The sequence below is a fragment of the Candidatus Pantoea carbekii genome, from assembly GCF_000971765.1.
In the GTDB taxonomy this organism is placed as follows: Bacteria; Pseudomonadota; Gammaproteobacteria; order Enterobacterales; family Enterobacteriaceae; genus Pantoea_A; species Pantoea_A carbekii.
In genome coordinates, this window is record NZ_CP010907.1 from 417,274 (window position 1) to 439,220 (window position 21,947).

General features: G+C 31.1%; 17 protein-coding genes. 8 read left to right on the top strand and 9 right to left on the bottom strand.

Features of this window, described 5'->3' with window-relative positions:
- Positions 1-70: 70 nt before the first annotated feature.
- The 7 genes from ihfA to thrS form a co-directional block, all read right to left on the bottom strand.
- Positions 71-376, bottom strand: coding sequence for an integration host factor subunit alpha (gene ihfA / locus BMSBPS_RS01440; protein ID WP_022564649.1), 306 nt, complete (start codon positions 374-376; stop codon positions 71-73).
- Positions 377-380: 4 nt separating this feature from the next.
- Positions 381-2,774, bottom strand: coding sequence for a phenylalanine--tRNA ligase subunit beta (pheT, locus tag BMSBPS_RS01445; protein ID WP_022564650.1), 2,394 nt, complete (start codon positions 2,772-2,774; stop codon positions 381-383).
- A 16-nt stretch (positions 2,775-2,790) separates the two neighbouring features.
- Positions 2,791-3,774, bottom strand: coding sequence for a phenylalanine--tRNA ligase subunit alpha (gene pheS, locus BMSBPS_RS01450; protein WP_022564651.1), 984 nt, complete (start codon positions 3,772-3,774; stop codon positions 2,791-2,793).
- Positions 3,775-4,090: 316 nt separating this feature from the next.
- Positions 4,091-4,447: a 50S ribosomal protein L20 gene (gene rplT, locus BMSBPS_RS01455; RefSeq protein WP_022564652.1), complete on the bottom strand. Its 357-nt coding sequence runs from the start codon at positions 4,445-4,447 to the stop codon at positions 4,091-4,093.
- 110 nt (positions 4,448-4,557) lie between these two features.
- Complete coding sequence (gene rpmI, locus BMSBPS_RS01460) at positions 4,558-4,758, bottom strand: 50S ribosomal protein L35 (RefSeq protein WP_022564653.1); 201 nt, start codon at positions 4,756-4,758, stop codon at positions 4,558-4,560.
- Positions 4,759-4,877: 119 nt separating this feature from the next.
- Positions 4,878-5,420, bottom strand: a complete 543-nt coding sequence (infC, locus tag BMSBPS_RS01465; protein ID WP_071880131.1) for a translation initiation factor IF-3 — start codon at positions 5,418-5,420, stop codon at positions 4,878-4,880.
- A 3-nt stretch (positions 5,421-5,423) separates the two neighbouring features.
- Positions 5,424-7,346, bottom strand: coding sequence for a threonine--tRNA ligase (thrS, locus tag BMSBPS_RS01470; protein WP_046201107.1), 1,923 nt, complete (start codon positions 7,344-7,346; stop codon positions 5,424-5,426).
- A gap of 618 nt (positions 7,347-7,964) precedes the next feature.
- Between thrS and nadE the strand changes: the two genes are divergently transcribed.
- Both nadE and treA read left to right on the top strand, forming a co-directional pair.
- Complete coding sequence (gene nadE / locus BMSBPS_RS01475; protein ID WP_022564656.1) at positions 7,965-8,792, top strand: ammonia-dependent NAD(+) synthetase; 828 nt, start codon at positions 7,965-7,967, stop codon at positions 8,790-8,792.
- 736 nt (positions 8,793-9,528) lie between these two features.
- The gene (treA, locus tag BMSBPS_RS01480) at positions 9,529-11,220 is read left to right on the top strand and encodes an alpha,alpha-trehalase TreA (protein ID WP_046201108.1); all 1,692 of its coding nucleotides are present in this window, start codon (positions 9,529-9,531) and stop codon (positions 11,218-11,220) included.
- A gap of 326 nt (positions 11,221-11,546) precedes the next feature.
- Here treA and icd read toward each other — a convergent pair whose 3' ends face one another.
- Positions 11,547-12,797, bottom strand: a complete 1,251-nt coding sequence (gene icd, locus BMSBPS_RS01485; protein WP_044170114.1) for an NADP-dependent isocitrate dehydrogenase — start codon at positions 12,795-12,797, stop codon at positions 11,547-11,549.
- Positions 12,798-13,544: 747 nt separating this feature from the next.
- On the opposite strand from icd, the gene mnmA reads away from it, so the two are divergent.
- From mnmA to potD, 6 genes are all read left to right on the top strand, one after another.
- Positions 13,545-14,657 carry a tRNA 2-thiouridine(34) synthase MnmA gene (gene mnmA, locus BMSBPS_RS01490; RefSeq protein ID WP_046201109.1) on the top strand — a complete coding sequence of 371 codons (1,113 nt, stop codon included), beginning with the start codon at positions 13,545-13,547 and terminating at the stop codon, positions 14,655-14,657.
- 158 nt (positions 14,658-14,815) lie between these two features.
- Positions 14,816-16,186 (top strand): adenylosuccinate lyase, encoded by a 1,371-nt coding sequence (purB, locus tag BMSBPS_RS01495; RefSeq protein ID WP_046201110.1) that lies wholly within the window; start codon positions 14,816-14,818, stop codon positions 16,184-16,186.
- 1,088 nt (positions 16,187-17,274) lie between these two features.
- A complete protein-coding gene (potA, locus tag BMSBPS_RS01500; protein WP_044170018.1) occupies positions 17,275-18,387 on the top strand; it encodes a spermidine/putrescine ABC transporter ATP-binding protein PotA in 1,113 nt (370 codons plus the stop codon).
- Positions 18,371-19,234, top strand: a complete 864-nt coding sequence (gene potB / locus BMSBPS_RS01505) for a spermidine/putrescine ABC transporter permease PotB (RefSeq protein WP_022564662.1) — start codon at positions 18,371-18,373, stop codon at positions 19,232-19,234. Before potA ends, potB begins: the two co-directional genes overlap by 17 nt.
- Positions 19,231-20,013 (top strand): spermidine/putrescine ABC transporter permease PotC, encoded by a 783-nt coding sequence (gene potC / locus BMSBPS_RS01510; RefSeq protein WP_022564663.1) that lies wholly within the window; start codon positions 19,231-19,233, stop codon positions 20,011-20,013. The genes potB and potC overlap by 4 nt, the downstream gene beginning before the upstream one ends.
- Before the next feature lie 3 nt (positions 20,014-20,016).
- Positions 20,017-21,060 (top strand): spermidine/putrescine ABC transporter substrate-binding protein PotD, encoded by a 1,044-nt coding sequence (gene potD / locus BMSBPS_RS01515; protein WP_022564664.1) that lies wholly within the window; start codon positions 20,017-20,019, stop codon positions 21,058-21,060.
- Positions 21,061-21,379: 319 nt separating this feature from the next.
- Here potD and BMSBPS_RS01520 read toward each other — a convergent pair whose 3' ends face one another.
- Complete coding sequence (locus BMSBPS_RS01520; protein ID WP_046201111.1) at positions 21,380-21,922, bottom strand: hypothetical protein; 543 nt, start codon at positions 21,920-21,922, stop codon at positions 21,380-21,382.
- Between the last annotated feature and the right edge of the window lie 25 nt (positions 21,923-21,947).

The window sequence follows — 21,947 nt, forward strand, 5'->3', positions numbered from 1 at the left end:
TATTAGTAAAACCTATTAGTAAACTTGCTTATATAAAATAATAAAAAGGTCGCTAGGCGACCTTTTAAAATTAATTAGCTTTTTTATTAGATGGTTTATTATCAACGCGACTTTTCAATTTTTGCCCTGGTCGGAATGTTACCACCCGGCGAGCAGTTATTGGAATATCTTCTCCTGTCTTTGGATTACGACCTGGACGTTGGTTTTTATCACGTAATTCAAAATTACCAAATCCAGACAATTTTACTTGTTCTCCGTTTTCCAATGCGCGGCGAACCTCTTCAAAAAAAAGTTCTACCAACTCTTTGGCATCGCGTTTGCTCAACCCGAGTTTTTCAAACAGGTACTCTGACATTTCAGCTTTAGTAAGCGCCATAAGTTTAATCCCTCAAGGTTGCCTGGAGTCGTTCTTTTAATACCGCAATACATTTATTGACATTTGCGGCAATTTCCTTTTCTTTTAGTGTCTTATTGATATTTTGTAAAATTAAACTAATCGCGAGGCTTTTTTTGCCTTTTTCTATACCTTTACCGCGATATACATCAAACAAATTTATTCCAATCAGTTGATTTCCTAAAGTTTTCTTACATTCCATAATAACATCTTCTGCGGGTACGTTTTCAGACACAACGATAGAAATATCACGACGATTTGAAGGAAAGCGTGAAATTTCAAATATATTAGGTAACCTACGATCTGCTATCTTACTCCAAAATAATTCAAACACTAAAGTTGGTCTATTGAGTTCTAGCTTATCTTCTAAATTTGGGTGAATAGCTCCAATAAATCCTATACACTCTTTATGTAAATAAATGGCTGCACTCTGTCCAGGATGTAGTGCAGGATGTATTTGTGCACGGAAAGAAATATCTCGTAATTTACCAGTTAAATCTAACATTGATTCTAAATCACCTTTTAAGTCATAAAAATCGGCAATTTTATAGTCCATATCCCAATGTTCTCCACAGCGAGTACCACTGAATACAGCCGCCAGCATAAGATCCTGGCTAACGCCAAGATCAGCATGTATATCGGGTACAAAACGTAATCCACTTTCAAATAAACACACTCGTTGTTGCTGACGTTTATTATTGTATGCCACAACACCTAATAAACCAGTCCATAGTGATAAACGCATAGCTGACATATCACTAGAAATTGGATTTGGTAAAATTAATGCTTTTTGATTTGGATGCAGTAATTGCTGTATTTTGGGATCAACAAAACTATAAGTAATGGCTTCTTGATAACCTTTATCTACTAACAAGTCTTTAACACGTTTTAGTGATAAATCGGCTTCCCGATTCTGTATCATCACTAAGTTGGTTTTGATAGGCACATCTGGAATATTGTTGTAGCCATAAATACGTACTATTTCCTCTATTAAATCTTCTTCAATCGCTATATCGAAACGCCAACTTGGCACTATAACTTTCCAGTCACTTCCTATTATATAGACTTTACAACCAAGATAAGTTAAAATTTGCGTTATTGTATCATCGAAAATTAGATGTCCGATAAGACGATTTAGCGTTTTTCGATATAACATAATTGTAGCGCATTTTGGCAGTTCACTATATTCAATATAATCTACTAACGGACCAACTTTTCCCCCGCAAATATCTAATAATAGCTGAGTTGCTCGTTCCATCGCCTTAGGTTGTAACGCAGGATCTACTCCGCGCTCATAGCGGTATGATGCATCAGTACATAAACCATAACGACGTGCACGACCATGAATTACCATTGGATTGAAAAATGCACATTCTAAAAGAACATTCTGAGTCTCTTGCTTTATGGACGAATGTTCACTGCCTAAAATACCTGCTATTGCTAATATTTGATATTCATCAGCAATTACTAATGTATCGTTATTCAGTTTCAGTTCATCATCATGAAGCAACTTGATTGTTTCCTGTTCTTTAGCCATTCGTACTGTAATAGGATCATGTAATTGATCGAGGTCAAAAGCATGCATCGGTTGACCGAGTTCTAGCATAACATAGTTGGTGATATCTACTACTGGATTGACGGAACGAAAACCACAACGACGCAGTTTTTCATACATCCAAACTGGCGTAACAGATTGAATATCTATATCTTTTATGATTCTACTAACATATCTTGGGCATGCGGTTTTTTCATTAACATTAATTGGAAAAATATCATCAATAGTAGGTTCTACAGTCTTAATTTTTGGTGTTATCAATTTCAAACTATTTAATGCTGCTAAATCACGAGCCATACCAATGATACTCAAACAGTCTGAACGATTTGGCATAATATTAATATCAATTATATGATCATCTATTTGAACGTATTGGCAAATATCAGTTCCTATAACAGCATGCACTGGTAATTCAATAATATCTGTACCTGTGTGATTATTGAAAATTCCCAATTCACAGGATGAACATAATCTTCCTTCCGAACGCTGACCATACAGCTGGGTAACTTGAACTTTAAAATTCCTTGGTAATAACGCACCAACAGTTGCTACTGCAACTTTTAATCCTTGACGACAATTTTTAGCACTGCAGAGTATATCTAATAAATGCTTTTTACCAATATCAATTTTGGTTATTTTTAAATGAAGATCATTAGAATACCGAATACATTCAACAATTTCACCAACTATTACTCCGCTATATACCTCTGTCACTGGAGTAATATTATTAACTTCTAAACCGGCCATAGTAAGTTGCTCTGCTAAAGCAGTACCATCTAAGTCTAGGTTAACCCATTCGCGTAACCAAAATTCACTGAATTTCATCGCAAAACTGCTCTATTTAGATAAATTGTTTTAAAAAACGCAAGTCATTTTCAAAAAAAGAACGTAAATCACTTACTCCATAGCGTAACATGCTAAGGCGTTCTATACCCATGCCAAATGCAAAACCAGAATAAACTTTTGAATCGATACCAACATTGTACAACACTCGTGGATGAATCATCCCACACCCTAATACTTCTATCCATTTACCGTTTTTATCCATTATATCTATTTCAGCAGAAGGCTCAGTAAACGGAAAGTAAGAAGCACGAAACCGTACTTGAAGATTGTTTTCAAAAAAAATAGTAATAAAATTGTTTAGTGTTCCTTTTAGGTTAGTAAAATTGATATCTTTATCAACTATTAAACCTTCCATCTGATGGAACATAGGCGTATGCATTGAATCATAATCATGGCGATATACACGACCTGGTGCAATAATGCGAATCGGCGGCTTCTGATCTTTCAAACTACGAATCTGGACACTAGAGGTTTGCGTACGTAATAAACGATTTGAATCTAGCCAAAAAGTGTCATGTTCGTTTCGTACTGAATGATGACTGGGAATATTTAACGCATTGAAATTATGATAATCATCCTCAATTTCTGGACCAGTAACGACTGTAAAACCTAATTGACAAAAAAAGAATTCGATACGATCGATTGTACGGGTTACTGGATGCAAATTAGCACTTTCAATACGTCGACCTGGTAAAGAAACATCGATTTTTTCCACAGCAAGACGTTTATTAAGTTCTATATTCTTTAGAATATGTTTACGTGTAATGATATAATCTTGTACCTGTTTTTTAGCTTTATTTATTAATAAACCAACAACAGGACGTTCTTTAGGTGTTAATTTATGTAATGCTCTTATTTGTAATGTAAAATACCCTTTTTTACCTAAAAAATCGGCATGCAAAACCTCCAATGTTTTAATATCTGATGCCTGGTCAATAGCATTGATAGCACGTGTTACCAGGGATGCGATTTGCGACATAATCTGCTCGTTTCCTCTGCTTTATATAGCAACTAAATTATTTTATTAAAATATGTTAAAAAAAATAAAAAAGCCCCCTTCATGGAGGCTTTAGTAGCGCGATTCAGATTTCTTTTTTCTTACGCATAAAAACCTTAATAAATTCATTTTAAAATAAAAAAGAAATGAAAAGAGCAATACATATACTTGAATAACCTCATGTTGCATAGAAACTATCATAGTTAAAATATAAAACTATTAAAATAGAAATTTTCCTTGTAAGATATCTTTATAGATAATAAAAAAGAAACCATTCTTCCTTAATTATTTAATTAAATTAGTTTAGAACTGATTTTGCCTTTTCAATTAACGCAGTAAACGCAACTTTATCAAATACAGCAATGTCAGCTAAAATTTTTCGATCGATTTCAATAGACAGTTTTTTTAACGCATTAATAAAATTGCCATAAGACATACCATTTTGCCGCGCGGCAGCATTGATACGTGTGATCCATAGCTGACGGAACTGACGTTTCCGTTGACGGCGATCGCGGTAAGCATATTGCCCAGCTTTAATAACAGCTTGGATGGCAACCCGGTATACACGTGAACGTGCGCCATAATAACCTTTAGCTCGTTTTAAGATTTTTTTGTGACGTGCACGAGCAATTACACCACGTTTTATGCGAACCATGTAAACTTCTCTCCTACTATCATATTATTTTATAGTACTCATATTTCGATACAGATTTTTAATCTGTTAAATTTTTTTAAATAAATATTTAAACAGAGATCTATAAAAATCTAATTTGCATATGGTAAGCAGGCAATAACAAAATCACGATCACTTTTAGATACTATACCTTTCGTATGTAGATGACGTTTTCGTTTAGTCGTTTTTTTAGTCAAAATATGACGTAGGTTTGCATGCTTGCGTTTAAATTTCTTAGAAGCGATTTTCTTAAAACGTTTAGCAGCACCACGTATAGTCTTAATCTTTGGCATATTTTAAAATATCCACTTCCTTTACGTTTTAATTAATTTATTTATCCTATATTTATAATATACAGCTTCTTGAAATGTAAAAATAGAAATACTTCTACACATTATTTCACCTTGAAATTTCATTGTTTCTTCTTTGGTGCAAGCACCATAATCATCTGACGTCCTTCAATTTTTGTAGGAAAAGATTCTACTATTGCAAATTCATTTAAATCTCTTTTTACACGATGAAGCAGTTCTATTCCTATCTGTTGATGGACCATTTCACGACCACGGAAGCGCAATGTAATTTTAGTTTTATCGCCTTCCTCTAAAAAACGGATCAAACTACGCAGCTTCACTTGATAGTCACTTTCGTCAGTACCAGGACGGAATTTAATTTCTTTTACTTGGATAAGTTTTTGTTTTTTCTTTTGTTCCCTGGAAGATTTATTTTTCTCATAAAGGAACTTGCCATAATCCATAATTCGGCAAACTGGTGGTTCAGCATTTGGACTAATTTCTACTAAATCTACACCAGCCTCTTCCGCTTTTTGAATAGCTTCAGCCAACAAAACAATTCCTATCTGTTCACCATCAATATTAGTTAAACGTACTTCAGCAGCACGGATTTCACCGTTAATGCGATTAGGACGTGCTAGTTGTACTCGTTTTACGCCTTTAATACCTTATTCCTCCCACTGATAAAAATGTCGACCGCGGATTTCCTTTTGTAATTTCTTAATAAATAATTCAATATCCATATTATGAATATTTTTACCGCGGTAAGTACGTACAGTAATTTTACCTACTTTTAATTCTTTTTGTCCGCAAATCAACATATAAGGAACGTGACGCAATGTATGTTCACGAATTTTTAATCCTATTTTTTCATTTCTCAAGTCAGTTTTAACGCGAATGTTTAAATTTTGCAATTTTTTTGTCAATTCATTAACGTATTCTATTTGATGACAAGTAATATTCATCACAACAACTTGTACTGGAGCAAGCCAAGTTGGCAACAAACCAGCAAATTCTTCAATAACTATTCCAATAAAACGTTCTATAGAACCTAACAGCGCACGATGAATCATCACTGGTGTTTGACGTTCATTTTTTTGATTTATATAAGTAGCATTTAAACATTTAGTTATAGAAAAATCTAATTGAATTGTACCACATTGCCACGATCGATTAAGGCAATCATACAGAATAAATTCAATTTTTGGACCATAGAATGCTCCTTCTTCTTTTTGATATTCAAATGCAATACCATTATCTTGTAGTGCTTTAGCTAAATCTGCTTCTGCATTATCCCAAATTTCTTCTGAACCTATGCGCTTTATTGGACGAGTCGATAGCTTAACTGTAATTTTTTTAAATCCAAAAGTGCTGTATATATCATAAGCCATACTGATACAGCTTTTTACTTCTTCGCATATTTGGTAGGACATGCAAAAAATATGCGCATCATCTTGAGTAAAGCTACGTAAACGCATTAGACCATGTAATGAACCTGATGGTTCATTACGATGACAAGTACCGAATTCTGCTATACGCAATGGTAAATCACGGTAAGATTTCAATCCTTGGCTAAAAATCTGAACATGTGCAGGACAATTCATAGGTTTTATACAATATTCACGATTATCGGAAGAAGTAATAAACATTGCATCATGATAGTTTTCCCAATGACCTGTAGTTTCCCATAAATGACGATCCATCATACATGGAGTCCTAACTTCTTGGTATTCATACTCCTGTAATTTTGAACGGACGAAAGATTCCAATTCACGAAAAATAATCCATCCGTTATGATGCCAAAACACCATACCTGGTGCTTCTTCCTGCATATGATATAAATCAAGTTGTCGACTGATTTTACGATGATCTCTGTTTGCTACTTCTTCAACATGTTGTAAATAGTCATCTAATTGTTTTTTGCTTGTCCATATAACACCATAAATACGCTGTAATGTTTTATTATTACTATCGTTAAAAATATCAGAAACTGTCTGTAATTTAAAATAACGGCAAAACTTTATATTAGGAATATGAGGGCGAGAACATATATCAATATATTCTTTCTGACAATGTAATGTAACAAAATTATCACGTTTTATTTTTTCATCAAGAAGATGTATTTTGTATTTTTCTCTACGTGATGTAAATAAATTATATGCTTCCTGCCAAGTTACTTTTTTCTTTACAATGTCATAACCATTTTTTACCAATTCATGCATGCGATTTTCTATTTTAAGAAGATCTTCAAATGTAAATTTATATTTCAAATCAATATCATAATAAAATCCATTGTCAAGTGCGTTATTGATCATCATTTGTGCATTTGGCCAAAGCTGTTTAACTGCTCGACCCAGTAGATGTCCACAAGAATGTCGGATAATTTCTAGACCTATTTCATCTGTTTCAGTAATAATTTTAACACAAGCATCTTCAGTAATCAGATCAACTGTATCTACCAATTTATTATTTACACATCCAGCAATACAAATTTTGGCTAAGTGAGGACTGATATTTAAAGCAATATCCATTACACTAACAGAACATTCAAAAATACGCTGGCTGCCATCAGGAAGAGTAATTAGTGGCATTTTTTATCCTTAGAATTGCAGTCAGTTATTATATACAATATTAGTAAAAATATAGCCATCTATTTTATATTTATATCATATATTAAATTATGAAATCTTGCATTATATTGAGTGGATCTTTTTTTAAAGATATTTATCTTAAATTAAATTCATGATTGCTAATCTTACCTTTTTTAAAAGTATTTAATAGCATGCATTATATTTCATTTTAGATTAAAGAAATATGTTTATTCAATAGTGCATTTTTAATTAGTCTAAAATAGTAAACTTTTCTTGAATCACTACTATTATTAATAAAAATAATTAATTTAAGTTTAATCTCATCGACTCAATACATTTACTGTTAGTAATAACACATATCATACAGAAATACAAAAGTTTATCTTATCCGTTGATATCAAGATATTAATACTAACAATAGATTTTTAATTCAAAATGTTTTATAGTTTAAATTTCATAAATATACTTTGAATTTTCATTTTTACAAAAAAATTTTTTTGATATACCTAATAATACTTATTAAAAAACTACTTGATTTTTTTATGATTACCATATGAATTTATTATAGATGTTTTAAAAATTAATGTAGTGAAATTAATTAAGTATTAAGGAAAATTGATGTCAATACAAAAAAAAATTATTCAAGTACTAGGTGTAAAACCTTTTATTAATCCTTATGAAGAAATTCGTATCAGCATAAATTTCTTAAAGTCTTATTTAAAAGTTAATACACTGTTACAAACCTTAGTGCTGGGAATTAGCGGTGGCCAAGATTCTACTCTTACAGGCATATTATCACAGATAGCAATACGCGAATTACGAAAAGAAACTAACCGAAAAGAATATTCATTTATTGCAGTGCGATTGCCATATGGTGTACAAACAGATGAGCAAGATTGTCAAGAAGCTCTATCATTTATTCAACCTGACCGCATAATAGTGGTAAATATTAAAGATGCTGTACTAACAAGTGAGCGTTCCCTTAAAAATGCTGGTATTATTCTATCAGATCTTATAAGAGGCAACGAAAAAGCACGAGAACGTATGAAAGTGCAATATAGCATAGCAGGTATGACCAAAGGATTAGTTGTGGGTACAGATCATGCTGCTGAAGCAGTAACGGGATTTTATACTAAATACGGTGATGGCGGTAGCGATATTAATCCTATTTTTCGTCTAAACAAAAGACAAGGTAAAAAATTATTAAAAACACTTGGTTGTCCTGAACGACTTTATATGAAAAATCCTACAGCCGATCTAGAAGATGAACGACCGGCATTAAATGATGAAGCTATCTTAAAGGTTACTTACGAACAAATTGATGATTATTTAGAAGGTCATATAATTGATAGATTAGCTAGTAATCTTATTGAAAATTGGTATTTGAACAGTGAACATAAGCGTCATTTACCAATCACAGTATTTGATGAATTTTGGAAAAAATAAATTTTTATTTTTATTTAAAATTTTTTAAATAAATTTAAACTAATAATTATAGAATAATATAAATCAACAATTAATGTTAGTTAAATTTTTTCTTATTCTATATTATTATAATCTGTGTAGTTTTTTAAAAAAATAATAATGAGAAGAAACTTTCATTCAATATTCAGTAAAAATAATTAGCTAGGTTTAATATTCAGAATGTTACAATTTATTATTCTTGTCTTAAAAGACAAGAAATTGATGTAAATAACTTTAGTTGATTCATTAATAAAGGCAGTGTAACTATAAACGCGTAAGGATTTTATATAAATCTATTGTAAATCTTGAAGATATTAAAAAATTTTAACTAGTTGAATTGCGAAGTAAGATATTTTACTTGTCTTTAATTAAAAAGACACGCATTTTACAGTTAAATACATAGTTGATTTGATAATTTTTAAAATTCTTTTACTAAAGTACATATGATAGATATCATAGATTATGATAAACACTTTAATATAGAAGAATTGTTTGAATTAGTTTTTAGAAAAAATATTCTATTAAATATAAAATTACAATTTATACAGTGGTAGAATATTTAATTAATTTTTTCAAATAAAATCTAAAAATTAACATTTTTTTATAAAATGTTAATTATCTAATTTTTAACATCATAAAAAATAAACAGGTATGGTTACTTCTAGTTGTCAAAGGATCTAATAATAGAGTTCTTCAGACTTTAAGGACAACATTAATCATGATGAAAAACTTCAAATGTATTGTAAAGAATTTTGCTTTCTGTTTTTTAAGTGCTATTGTTTCTCTAAGTTCTTTCTTTCCTTGTGTATATTCTCAAACTAATAATTGTAGTCTTGCTGTAACAGAACAGCCATTAGATATACAGTTAGGCGCTTTATTTAAGGAAGTACAAAAATCCAATTTTTATTCTGATCAAAAAACTTTTGCTGATGCAATACCAAAATATGACCCTTTATCAATTTTAGCTGAATGGAACATACAAAAAACTCAACATGACTTTGATTTAAAAAAATTTATCGAAAATAATTTTGTTATACCCAAAGAATATAAAATGTACAGTAAATTACCTGTACGAAACAGTTTGCGCGAGCATATTAATAGTCTTTGGCCTATACTAACACGTAACGCTCGAAGAACTAATCAATATGATTCATTACTATCACTTCCAAAGTCCTATATAGTCCCTGGTGGTCGTTTTCGTGAAATTTATTATTGGGATAGCTATTTTACAATGCTTGGTCTTGCAGAAAGCAATAACTGGAATCACGTACAGAACATGATAGATAATTTTGCTTATGAGCTTAATAAATACGGTTGCATTCCCAACGGGAATCGCAATTACTATCTTAGCAGATCTCAACCACCCTTTTTTAGCTTAATGGTAGATCTATTAGCGACATATAAAGGTGATGATATTTACCGTAAATATTTGCCACAGTTAGAAAAAGAATATAATTATTGGATGCAAGGAAGTGATAAAGTAGTTGCAGGTCAATCTTACAAACGTGTCATTAAGCTGATAGACGGTACATTACTAAATCGCTATTGGGATGATCGTGATGTACCACGGACTGAATCGTGGCTTGATGATGTTAACACTGCAAAACAAGCACCTTTGAGAAATAAGCGAACAATATACCGTGATTTGCGGGCTGCTGCTGCTTCAGGATGGGATTTTAGTTCACGTTGGTTTGCCGATGAATATAATTTAGCATCAATTCAAACAACAAAATTAGTGCCTGTCGATTTAAATAGTCTGCTATTTCACTTAGAAAAAACAATTGCTAAGGCATCGATTTTATCGAAACAAAAGAAAAAAGCAGCAAAATTTATTCAGTTTTCTAAAAACCGTCAAGCCGCCATTAATCACTATTTATGGAATGAAAAAAAAGGTTGCTATTGTGATTACAATTGGAAAAAACAAAAAATTCACAATCAGCTCACTGCTGCTGCCCTGTTTCCACTCTATGTGAAACTTACTGACTATACAAAGGCAAAACGCACGGCATTAATAGTAGAGAAGAAGCTATTAAAATCCGGTGGACTAGTAACTACCACTGTAAATAGTGGACAGCAATGGGATTCTCCGAATGGTTGGGCTCCATTACAATGGATAGCAGTTCAAGGTCTTGAACACTATAAACAATCTAAACTGGCTGATCAAATTGGAAAACGATTTTTGCAAAATGTACAAAAAACTTACGATCAAAAACACAAATTAGTTGAAAAATATATAGTAGAAGGTTATGATCTAGGTGGTGGTGGTGGTGGCGAATATCCACTACAAGATGGATTCGGATGGACCAATGGTGTTACATTAATGTTACTGGATAAATATTGCAAGAAAAATCAAACTTGTAATAATGCTTATGCTATTTCTAATACGCCCGTACTTAACTTCGTAAAATAAAATTTTTTTGTAAAACCGAGTTTAAAACAACTCGGTTTTTAATCTTGTTTGCTTATAACTTCAAATTAATTGAATAAATAGTATCATATTGAATGATAAAATTTTATTGTACAGAAAGGTTTATCTGATAACCTACAATTCAGTCGTATAATTTAGTTATTAACAATGCTGAAATAGATTGAAAAATATTTAAAAATGAAATAGAAAGCAATACACAATCAAATAAAATAATGATATATATTTCGTATCACGTTATATATATAAACTAAATTATATAGTTAAAATATCTACTCTCAATACGTTTTAAGATATAGTAAACACTAAAATTACATGTTTGAAATAATCACCTCACCGAATTTAGAACATGATAGCAAGAGAGCTCCGTTCATAAAACGTTTAAGATCGTACGTAACAGTTTGATTAGCAATACTGGCTTCCATTCCTTTTATAATTAAATCAGCAGCTTCATTCCATTTCATATAGCGTAACATCATTTCAGCCGATAGAATTAAAGAACTTGGATTCACTTTATCCTGACCGGCATATCTGGGTGCACTACCATGTGTAGCTTCGAATAATGCACATTTTTTACCTATGTTTGCACCTGGTGAAATTCCAATACCACCAACTTGCGCCGCCAAAGCATCTGAAATATAATCTCCGTTTAGATTCATACAGGCTATTACATCATATTCTGCTGGATATAATAAAATTTGTTGTAAAAAAGCATCTGCAATTACATCTTTAACAATAATTTTTTTTCCAGTATTTGGATTTATAAAACTCATCCATGGTCCATTATTAATTAATGTACTATGAAATTCATCTTGTATCAATTGATAACCCCAATCTCTGAATGAACCTTCGGTAAATTTCATAATATTACCTTTATGCACTAGAGTAAGTGAGGTGCGATTGTGAGTGATGATATACTCGACAGCATCGCGAACCAAGCGTTTACTACCTTCTTCAGAACATGTTTTAATGCCCACTCCACATTGCTGAGGGAAACGAATGTTGTTAACAGCCATATCTTTTTGCAAAAATTCAATTACTTTGTTGGCTTGAATAGATCCCGCTTTCCACTCAATACCTGCATAGATATCTTCAGAGTTTTCGCGAAAAATTACCATATCAATATTTTCTGGACGTTTAACTGGACTAGGTGCACCTTTATAATAACGAATAGGTCGTAAACACACATACAAATCTAACTTTTGGCGTAGAGCAACATTCAAAGAACGAATGCCACTTGCAACAGGAGTAGTTAATGGACCTTTAATGGCTATACAATACTCTTCGATTAAATTAAGAGTTTCTTGAGGAAGCCATACATCTTTTCCATAAAGTTTTACTGATTTTTCGCCAACGTAAATTTCCATCCAATGAATTTTTCTTTCTTTTCCATAAGCCTTTTTAACAGCAGCATCAACTACTCTTAGCATTACTGGCGAAATATCAATGCCTATACCATCTCCTTCAATATAAGGAATTATAGGATAATCAGGGATATTCAATTTTTTTTTATTAAAGGTTATTTTTTGACCTTTTGACGGAACGCATACTTTGCTTATTATCATTTATGTTTTACCCTAATTAATTTTCGACAAAATAAAATTTTTAATAAGTAGAGGTTAATATTATATAAAATTTTTTATCTATTGATTGTTCTAAAAAAATAGAATAATTTTTTAAAAATTTAAAATATAAAGTTTGTCATTAGATATAGAAATATTTTTATATTGTATTTAATGCGATATTCTATAATTAAAGTTTATCCTAGTTAGGATAAATAATTTAGCATTATTAATGTAATTAAATTCCATTTTTATGTGCTTATAAAATCAAATAATACTATGCATAATAAAATGAATATACATAGTTATACGAAAATTGTTACAATATAGAAATAGTTTATTTATGTAACTAAATTTTTACTAATGGGAATTAGGTTTTTAATTATTTTAGCTTATTAATACATTATATATCTAGTATAATATTTCTCTAATCTAATTATAAAAATTTTTATTTATCAAATAATTAATTTTCATCAAAAAATTTTTATATTATTTAACAAAAACTCATATATAGATATGATATCTTAATTATCTATAATAATACGTTTTGTAATACAAAATATATTGTTAGTGATAACACTTTTCTATAGTTAGACTGAAATGAGAAACTGAATTTTCTGCTAAAATAATCTAATCGTATTACGATTATTTATAAGCAGTTGTAGTCGCTAATCTCTTTTAAGAAAATCTTTTGTCACTTTAGATAGTAGTTAATATAGTTTTTATGAATCTAATTGAGAGCAGATTATGCAAGACAACGGCAGCAAAAAAAAAGTCATTGTGGCCATGTCCGGTGGAGTTGATTCTTCAGTTGCAGCTTGGCTTATGCAAGAGCAGGGTTATCAAGTTGAAGGGTTATTTATGAAAAATTGGGAGGAAGAAGACAATGATGCATATTGTACTTCCGCCCGAGACTTAGAAGATGCACAACAAGTATGTGATCAACTTGCTATAAAGCTGCATAAAATTAATTTTTCGGCCGAATATTGGGATAATGTTTTTAAATATTTTCTTGAAGAACATAAAGCAGGTCGTACACCAAATCCAGACATTTTATGTAATAAAGAAATCAAATTTAAACATTTTCTTGAATTTGCTAGGCATGATCTTAGTGCAGATCTGATTGCTACAGGTCATCATGTGCGCCGTCGGGATATAAATGGTAAAAAATTTTTGCTACGTGGACGCGATGATAATAAAGATCAAAGTTATTTTCTTTATACTTTAAGTTATGAGCAAATTGCACAAAGTCTTTTCCCCATCGGTGAATTTACAAAAACAGAAGTGCGTAAGATTGCTGAGAATCTTAATTTGGTCACTGCAAAGAAAAAAGATTCTACCGGCATTTGTTTTATTGGTAAAAGAAAATTCCGTAAATTTCTTGCTTTGTATTTTCCTATTCAACCAGGTATTATTGAAGACGTTAATGGAAAAATCGTCGGTGAACATCAAGGCCTAATGTTTTATACGTTAGGTCAACGTAAGGGATTAGGTATTGGAGGAAAAAGAGAAAGCAATCAGTATCCGTGGTATGTGGTTGATAAAAATTTAAAAAAAAATTGTCTCATTGTAGCACAAGGCATCAATCATCCTGGCCTAATGTCAATAGGTCTCATTGCACGAAAAATTCATTGGATGAATCGTGAATTTATTAAAATACCTCAATGTTGCACAATAAAAACACGATACCGTCAGACTGATATTCCATGTAAAATTATGCTATTAAAAGATAGTATTACAGTGCATTTTGATAATCCTATTGCAGCGGTTACACCAGGACAATCTGCTGTTTTTTACCTTAATGAAGTTTGTTTGGGTGGTGGCATTATCGAAAAACGCCTACCTTTATTAAAAAATTAAAATTAATAAACAATAAGTTATTGTTAAAAATTGTATAATTGCATACTAAACATTGCACCTTTAAAGTTTATTAAGGAATAAATATTTTATCTAATAGTATATTAGACATGGTATGGTATATCTTTATAACGATATAATCCTATTAGGATATATAATTGATGCAACTATCTTCCTTAACCGCTCTGTCACCTATTGATGGTCGATACAGCAATCAAATTGCTCCTTTACGTGCAATTTTTAGTGAATATGCTTTACTAAAATTTCGGGTTAAAGTTGAAATTTGCTGGCTACAAAAATTGGCTTCTACGTCAAAAATTAAAGAAATTCCTGCATTTGATATTAGCACGATAACTTTTCTTAATTCTATTATTCTCAATTTCAACGAAGAAGACGCTGCGAGTATTAAAAGTATTGAACATACAACAAATCATGATGTTAAAGCAGTCGAGTATTTTTTGAAGAAAAAAATAAGTCATTGTCCTGTATTAAAGAATATCTCGGAATTTATTCATTTTGCATGTACTTCTGAAGATATTAATAACCTATCATATGCGCTAATGTTAGCAACAGCACGACATAACCAAATCGTACCATATTGGGTTAAAATTATTTCTTCGGTAAAAAATTTAGCGCAACGATACCGAGATACTGCTATCCTAACGCGAACTCATGGACAACCAGCTACACCCTCTACAATGGGCAAAGAAATGGCAAATGTAGCTTACCGAATGGAACGCCAGCTTCGTCAGTTAGAAAATATCGAAATACTAGGAAAAATCAACGGTGCTGTTGGTAATTATAATGCTCATATAACGGCCTATCCAGAAGTGAATTGGCATCAGCTTAGTAAAGAATTCGTTAACTCACTTGGAATCAAATGGAATCCTTATACTACACAGATTGAACCGCATGATTACATTGCTGAATTATTTAATTGCATTACGCGTTTTAATACTATATTACTTGATTTTAACCGTGATATTTGGGGTTATATTGCACTGAATTATTTTAAACAAAAAACTACTGCTGGAGAGATTGGATCTTCTACAATGCCGCATAAAATAAATCCTATTGATTTCGAAAATTCCGAAGGCAATTTGGGTTTAGCAAATGCACTAATGCAACATATGGCTAATAAATTGCCAGTTTCGCGATGGCAACGTGATCTCAGTGATTCAACTGTATTACGTAATCTTGGAGTGGGTATTGGTTATGCCTTAATTGCCTATCAAGCAACATTAAAAGGAATCGCCAAATTAGAATTAAATCGAAACTTCTTATTAAATGAATTGAATAGTAATTGGCAAGTATTAGCAGAACCACTCCAAACTGTTATGCGTCGTTACGGTATAGAAAAACCATATGAAAAACTCAAAGATTTGACATATGGGAAAAATATTCATCCTGCTAATATACGAGCTTTTATCGATAGTTTAGATTTGCCTGAAAAAGTAAAAATACATCTAAAACAGATCGAACCAAGCAACTATTTAGGTTATGCTATTCAAATGGTTGACGATTTAAAGTAACTTATGTTTTTTATAATTACATGTAACTCATTCAAGTTACATGTATGAGATTTCTTTCAAAAGAATATTATATTCTCGTAATTATTTTATAACTTCATAAACAAGGTATTGAAAGACTGTATTTTAATAAGTCGAAATTCACATGATGCCGTTTGAGATAAACTGCATACCGTAAAAATAGCGTTGTTAATATAAATTTCATTTATATTAACAACGCCAATCAACGTAATTAGCGAAAGTTCAAATATTAATATGAAAATTGATGCTTATATTGTAAAACTATTCTGAAAATTTTATATAAATACATCATAATTTTTTGATTTTTAATCAAAGCTTCTTGTAAGTAAAAGTGCTTTTCGAATTTCCATAAATGACTTATATCAATTTTTATAGTGCGAAGGGTGTGAGATAATTAATTATAATACTACATTTGATGCATTTATTATGCTATAAACATGTACAATTTACTATTATAAATTAATTTATTGACATAAACATGTTATTAAATAATTTCATTTATATTTATTTCATAAATAAATATAAATTGCTTTTTTGATTTTTTATTGCATAACTAATAGTCGCAGAACAGTTAATTTTAAAAAATACAAAAATGTGATCTGAATTAAATTTTTTACAAAATATCATCTGTTTATGATATACTTAATTGTAAGTAAGAGTAAATTTTAAAAATAAAATTTAAATTTTTTTACTAGACTTTAAATATAAATTTTCATATAACTGAGATTTGATTGATTAATTTATATTATATATTACATTATATACTTTTAATAAATTTTTTATGTTATTGAACAACTGAACAAATATTAAAAAATGTACTCTGTAACATGTACTCTTCTATAATAATCAATGATTTTTGTCGTATAGTAGCGTACAACACCTATCATAGATAGTTAATAAATTTTGAACTGTCTAGTAGTTCTTCAAATTAAAAGAGACAAGAATTATTACTTGTATCACGCCATATCACTGTTCTACTCTGTAGATAATATCTTACTATCATAACTCGTATTAGATTGCATAGATAGAACATTATACTGTACTTTCAATTAGACTGAATAATTAAAATAATGCAAAAATGTAAGCAAAAAACATTGATGAGTCTTTCTGGCATTCATAAAGCTTTTGATGGTAAAGCTATTATTTCTGCTTTCGATCTCATCATTTATGACGGCGAATTCATTACTCTACTCGGTCCATCTGGTTGTGGTAAAACCACTATTTTACGTCTTATTGCTGGTCTAGAAAAGGTAGATAATGGTTATATTATGCTTGATAATAATAATATTACCGATATACCGGCTGAGTACCGTCATATTAATACTGTATTTCAGAGCTATGCTTTATTTCCGCACATGTCAGTTTTTGAAAATATAGCATTTGGTCTACAAATGAAAAAAACGCCAGCTTTAGAAATTTCTAAGCGTGTACAAGAAGTTTTAACAATAGTAAAGCTAGAAAATTTTACTAATCGACGTCCACATCAACTATCAGGCGGTCAACAACAACGAGTTGCTATTGCTCGAGCCATAGTGAATCGCCCTAAAGTCCTTTTATTAGATGAACCATTATCAGCGTTAGATTATAAATTACGACAGCAAATGCAGAATGAATTAAAAGCACTGCAACGTAAACTCGGTATTACCTTTATTTTAGTTACTCATGATCAAGAAGAAGCGCTGACTATGTCGGACCGTATTGTTGTAATAAATAATGGACGTATTGAGCAAGATGGAACACCACGTGAAATTTATGAAGAACCAGCAAATCTTTTTGTAGCACGCTTTATTGGAGAAATTAATGTATTAAATGCAGAGGTGCTGAGCAACGACAATGCACCTAATGTACGTGCATATGTTGAAGGTTATGAATGTAATCTTTACTGTCCATTTTCAGTTCAAACGGGAGATAAATTACATGTTTTATTACGTCCTGAAGATTTACGCGTAAAAGAAATTGATGATATTAACGTTAATGAAAATTTAATGGGGTACGTACGCGAACGAAACTATAAAGGTATGACATTAGAATCTACCGTTGAATTAGAAAATGGCAAATTAATAACGGTTAGTGAATTTTTTAATGAAGACGATCCGGATTTTGATCATTCACTAAATCAAAAAATGTCTGTAAGCTGGGTTCCTAATTGGGAGGTAATACTGCCATATGAAGCTGATACATAATCATCTTCAGAAAATCATTATTTTTTTTATTATTAGTTGGCTAATGCTATTTGTATTTTTGCCAAACGTGACAATTTTAGCTACTAGTTTTTTAACACATAATGATCTTCATTTTGTTAGCATTATATTTACATTCAAGAACTATAGTAGACTTGTTGATGCTTTATATGTTCAAGTACTACTCCATTCGCTCAATATGGCATTTATTGCAACACTATGCTGTTTATTATTAGGTTATCCATTTGCTTGGTATGTTACAAAACTACCTCAAAATACACGTTCCTTAATGTTATTTTTACTTATCATCCCCTTTTGGACTAATTCACTGCTGCGTATTTATGCACTAAAAATTTTTTTAAGTTTGCACGGTTGGCTAAATGAATTTTTGCTTTGGCTTCATATGATTAACACTCCTTTTCGTATTATGTATAAACCAATGGCAGTAATTATTGGACTAATTTATATTTTGCTACCCTTTATGGTATTACCGCTTTATTCAAATTTAGAAAAATTGAATATATGCTACCTTGAAGCTGCACGAGATTTAGGCGCTAGAAAATTAAAAATTTTTTTCTGTATTATGCTTCCCCTTACTATGCCAGGTATTATTGCTGGATGCTCATTGGTTTTTATTCCAGCTATGGGTTTGTTTTACGTTTCAGATTTAATGGGAGGTGCTAAAAATTTGATGATAGGAAATTTGATTAAAAGTCAATTCTTAAACATTCGTGACTGGCCATTTGGAGCTGCTATTAGTACTTTAATGACTTTAATAATGGGTGTTATATTATTAATATATTGGTATGTAACTCGTTTATTAAATGCCAAAACAGAGCTTCAAGAATGAAACGTTGTTGGTTAAGCAATATATTTATAGCATCAATTTATGCATGGTTTTATATACCTATAATCATATTGATTGCTAATTCTTTTAATTCTTCTCGTGTTGGCTTTAAATGGCAAGGTTTTACTACTCAATGGTATCATTTTTTAATGAAAAATGATAGCCTCATTCAGGCAGCTGAACATTCATTGATTATGGGAATTTTATCGGCTACTTTCGCTACAATGATTGGTTCGCTAACTGCAATAATGTTGTATCGTTATTGCCGTCGTAGCAAATTATTAATTATTAGTCTTCTATTTCTAACAATCATGTCACCAGATATCATAATGGCGATATCTCTGCTAGTACTTTTTGTAGTTTTAGGTGTTTCGCTCAACTTTTGGTCCTTATTATTTTCTCATATAACTTTTTGTTTACCATTTGTAGTAATTACTGTTTATGCTCGTTTAAATGGCTTTGATATTCGCATGTTAGAAGCAGCAAAAGATCTTGGTGCCAGAGAAGTAACAATTCTACGTCAAATTCTCCTTCCGCTTATGATGCCTGCTATTATGGCAAGTTGGTTGCTGAGCTTTACTCTTTCACTGGATGATGTAGTCGTATCTTCTTTTGTCACCGGTCCTACTTTCGAAATATTGCCATTAAAAATTTATTCAATGGTTAAAGTAGGTGTATCACCGGAAATCAATGCGCTGGCGACTATTTTGGTTCTATTATCGCTAATACTCGTGGCGACCTGTCAATTTTTACTTCATGATAAAATAATTAAAAGGGGGTAATTAATGAAAAAGTGCTATCAGTGGTTAATGGCTACTATATTAGCATTATGTATCCAACATCCTGGCTATGCTCAAAACAATCAGATACTTTACTTTTACAATTGGACTGAATATGTACCATCAGAATTATTAGAGCAATTTACTAAAGAAACTGGGATTAAAGTGATTTATTCTACTTATGAATCTAATGAAAGCATGTATGCTAAGTTAAAAACTTGGAAAAATGGAGTTTATGATTTGGTAGTACCCTCAACCTATTTTATCGATAAAATGCGTAAGGAAGGCATGTTGCAAAAAATAGACAAATCTAAACTCAGCAATTTTAATAATTTAGATCCTAATTTATTAAATAAGTCTTTCGATCCTAATAACGATTATTCCATACCCTATATATGGGGTGCAACTGCTATAGGAATCAATACTAATATCATAAATGCAAATAAAATATCTAGTTGGGCAGATTTATGGAAATCAGAATATAGACAAAGCTTGCTACTAATCGATGATGCGCGTGAAGTCTTTCAAATAGCATTAAGAAAATTAGGATATTCAGGTAATACCCGGGATCCAAAAGAAATTAATGCTGCTTATCGAGAGCTCAAAAAGCTTATGCCAAATGTTGTAGCATTTAACTCTGACAATCCTGGCAATGCTTTTATAGAAGGTGAAGTAAATATTGGAATGATGTGGAATGGTTCAGCGTACGTAGCTCGCTTATCCGGCATGCCGATACAAGTAATCTGGCCTAAAGAAGGAAGTATTTTTTGGATGGATAATTTAACTATTCCAACGAATGCAAAAAACAAAGAAAATGCTATGAAAATGATTAATTTTCTTCTACGCCCAGATATTGCTGCAAAAGTAGCAGAAACTATAGGTTATCCTACTCCTAATTTAGCTGCTAAAAAATTACTCCCGAAAAATGTTTCAGAAGATCCGTTGCTATATCCACCTGCTACAATTATTCAAAACGGCGAATGGGAGAATGATGTAGGCAATGCAAACGTACAATACGAAACTTTATTTCAAAAACTTAAAATAGGATAATTATTATAGATACATTAGCTATTTTAATATCAATTTTAAATGTAACTTCATATTACAATACTAAATTGTCGTAACTCTTATTAATAAAATTTATTATTTAAGTGTCTTATGCTGTATCGAGTTTATGAAAACACAGTGTCTAGTAGCCAGTTTGGCTTCATAGTGATCTCTACAGCATAAATATAGTATCGATTGGTTAAAATAAATAACACTTAGTTCTTTTTGATCAATTTTTTAACATGCTAAGTAGTAATGAGTAAATTCGTTGTTCATGCTATATTACGTGTAGTCATAATTGTGCGAAAATTTGACAATAGTTTCAACTATCGTTCATGATTATTTTTTTTGTCCAATGAATTACCTGACATTTGTTTTTACAAGATTTTTTCAATGATTGACCATATGTATAGATCAGCGTTTTATCTTCTCTACGTTTTTGTAAATTACCGAAGTATTGACGCATTAAGACACAATGACTCTCTTTTTTTGATGATAGTTGTAGTTTCATTAGCGATTGATTCATAATATTATTTTGAGCCGTAATCTGTTGTTGTAGTTGGCGACAGCAGCGTGATTTGTATAAAGCATATACTGTTTCAGTATTATGATGAAAATCTTTTTGCATTATTATGTTTTCTAAACAGCACTTTTCCCATGTACGACGACGATATTCATAAAAAGGATTAATCCCTGATTTAGACGACATAACTGCTCTAGTTGGTACCACAACGCGCCACAATGAGTGAATTAACTTTTCAACTTTGCGATCGCGTTCACATATACGTCGTCGAAAATGTTGATGTAAATTAACACGAATTTTTTTACAACGAGCTAAGCGTATCTGACGTCGTAGTGTACGCATATGAATCCTTTTTAGAAGATCATTT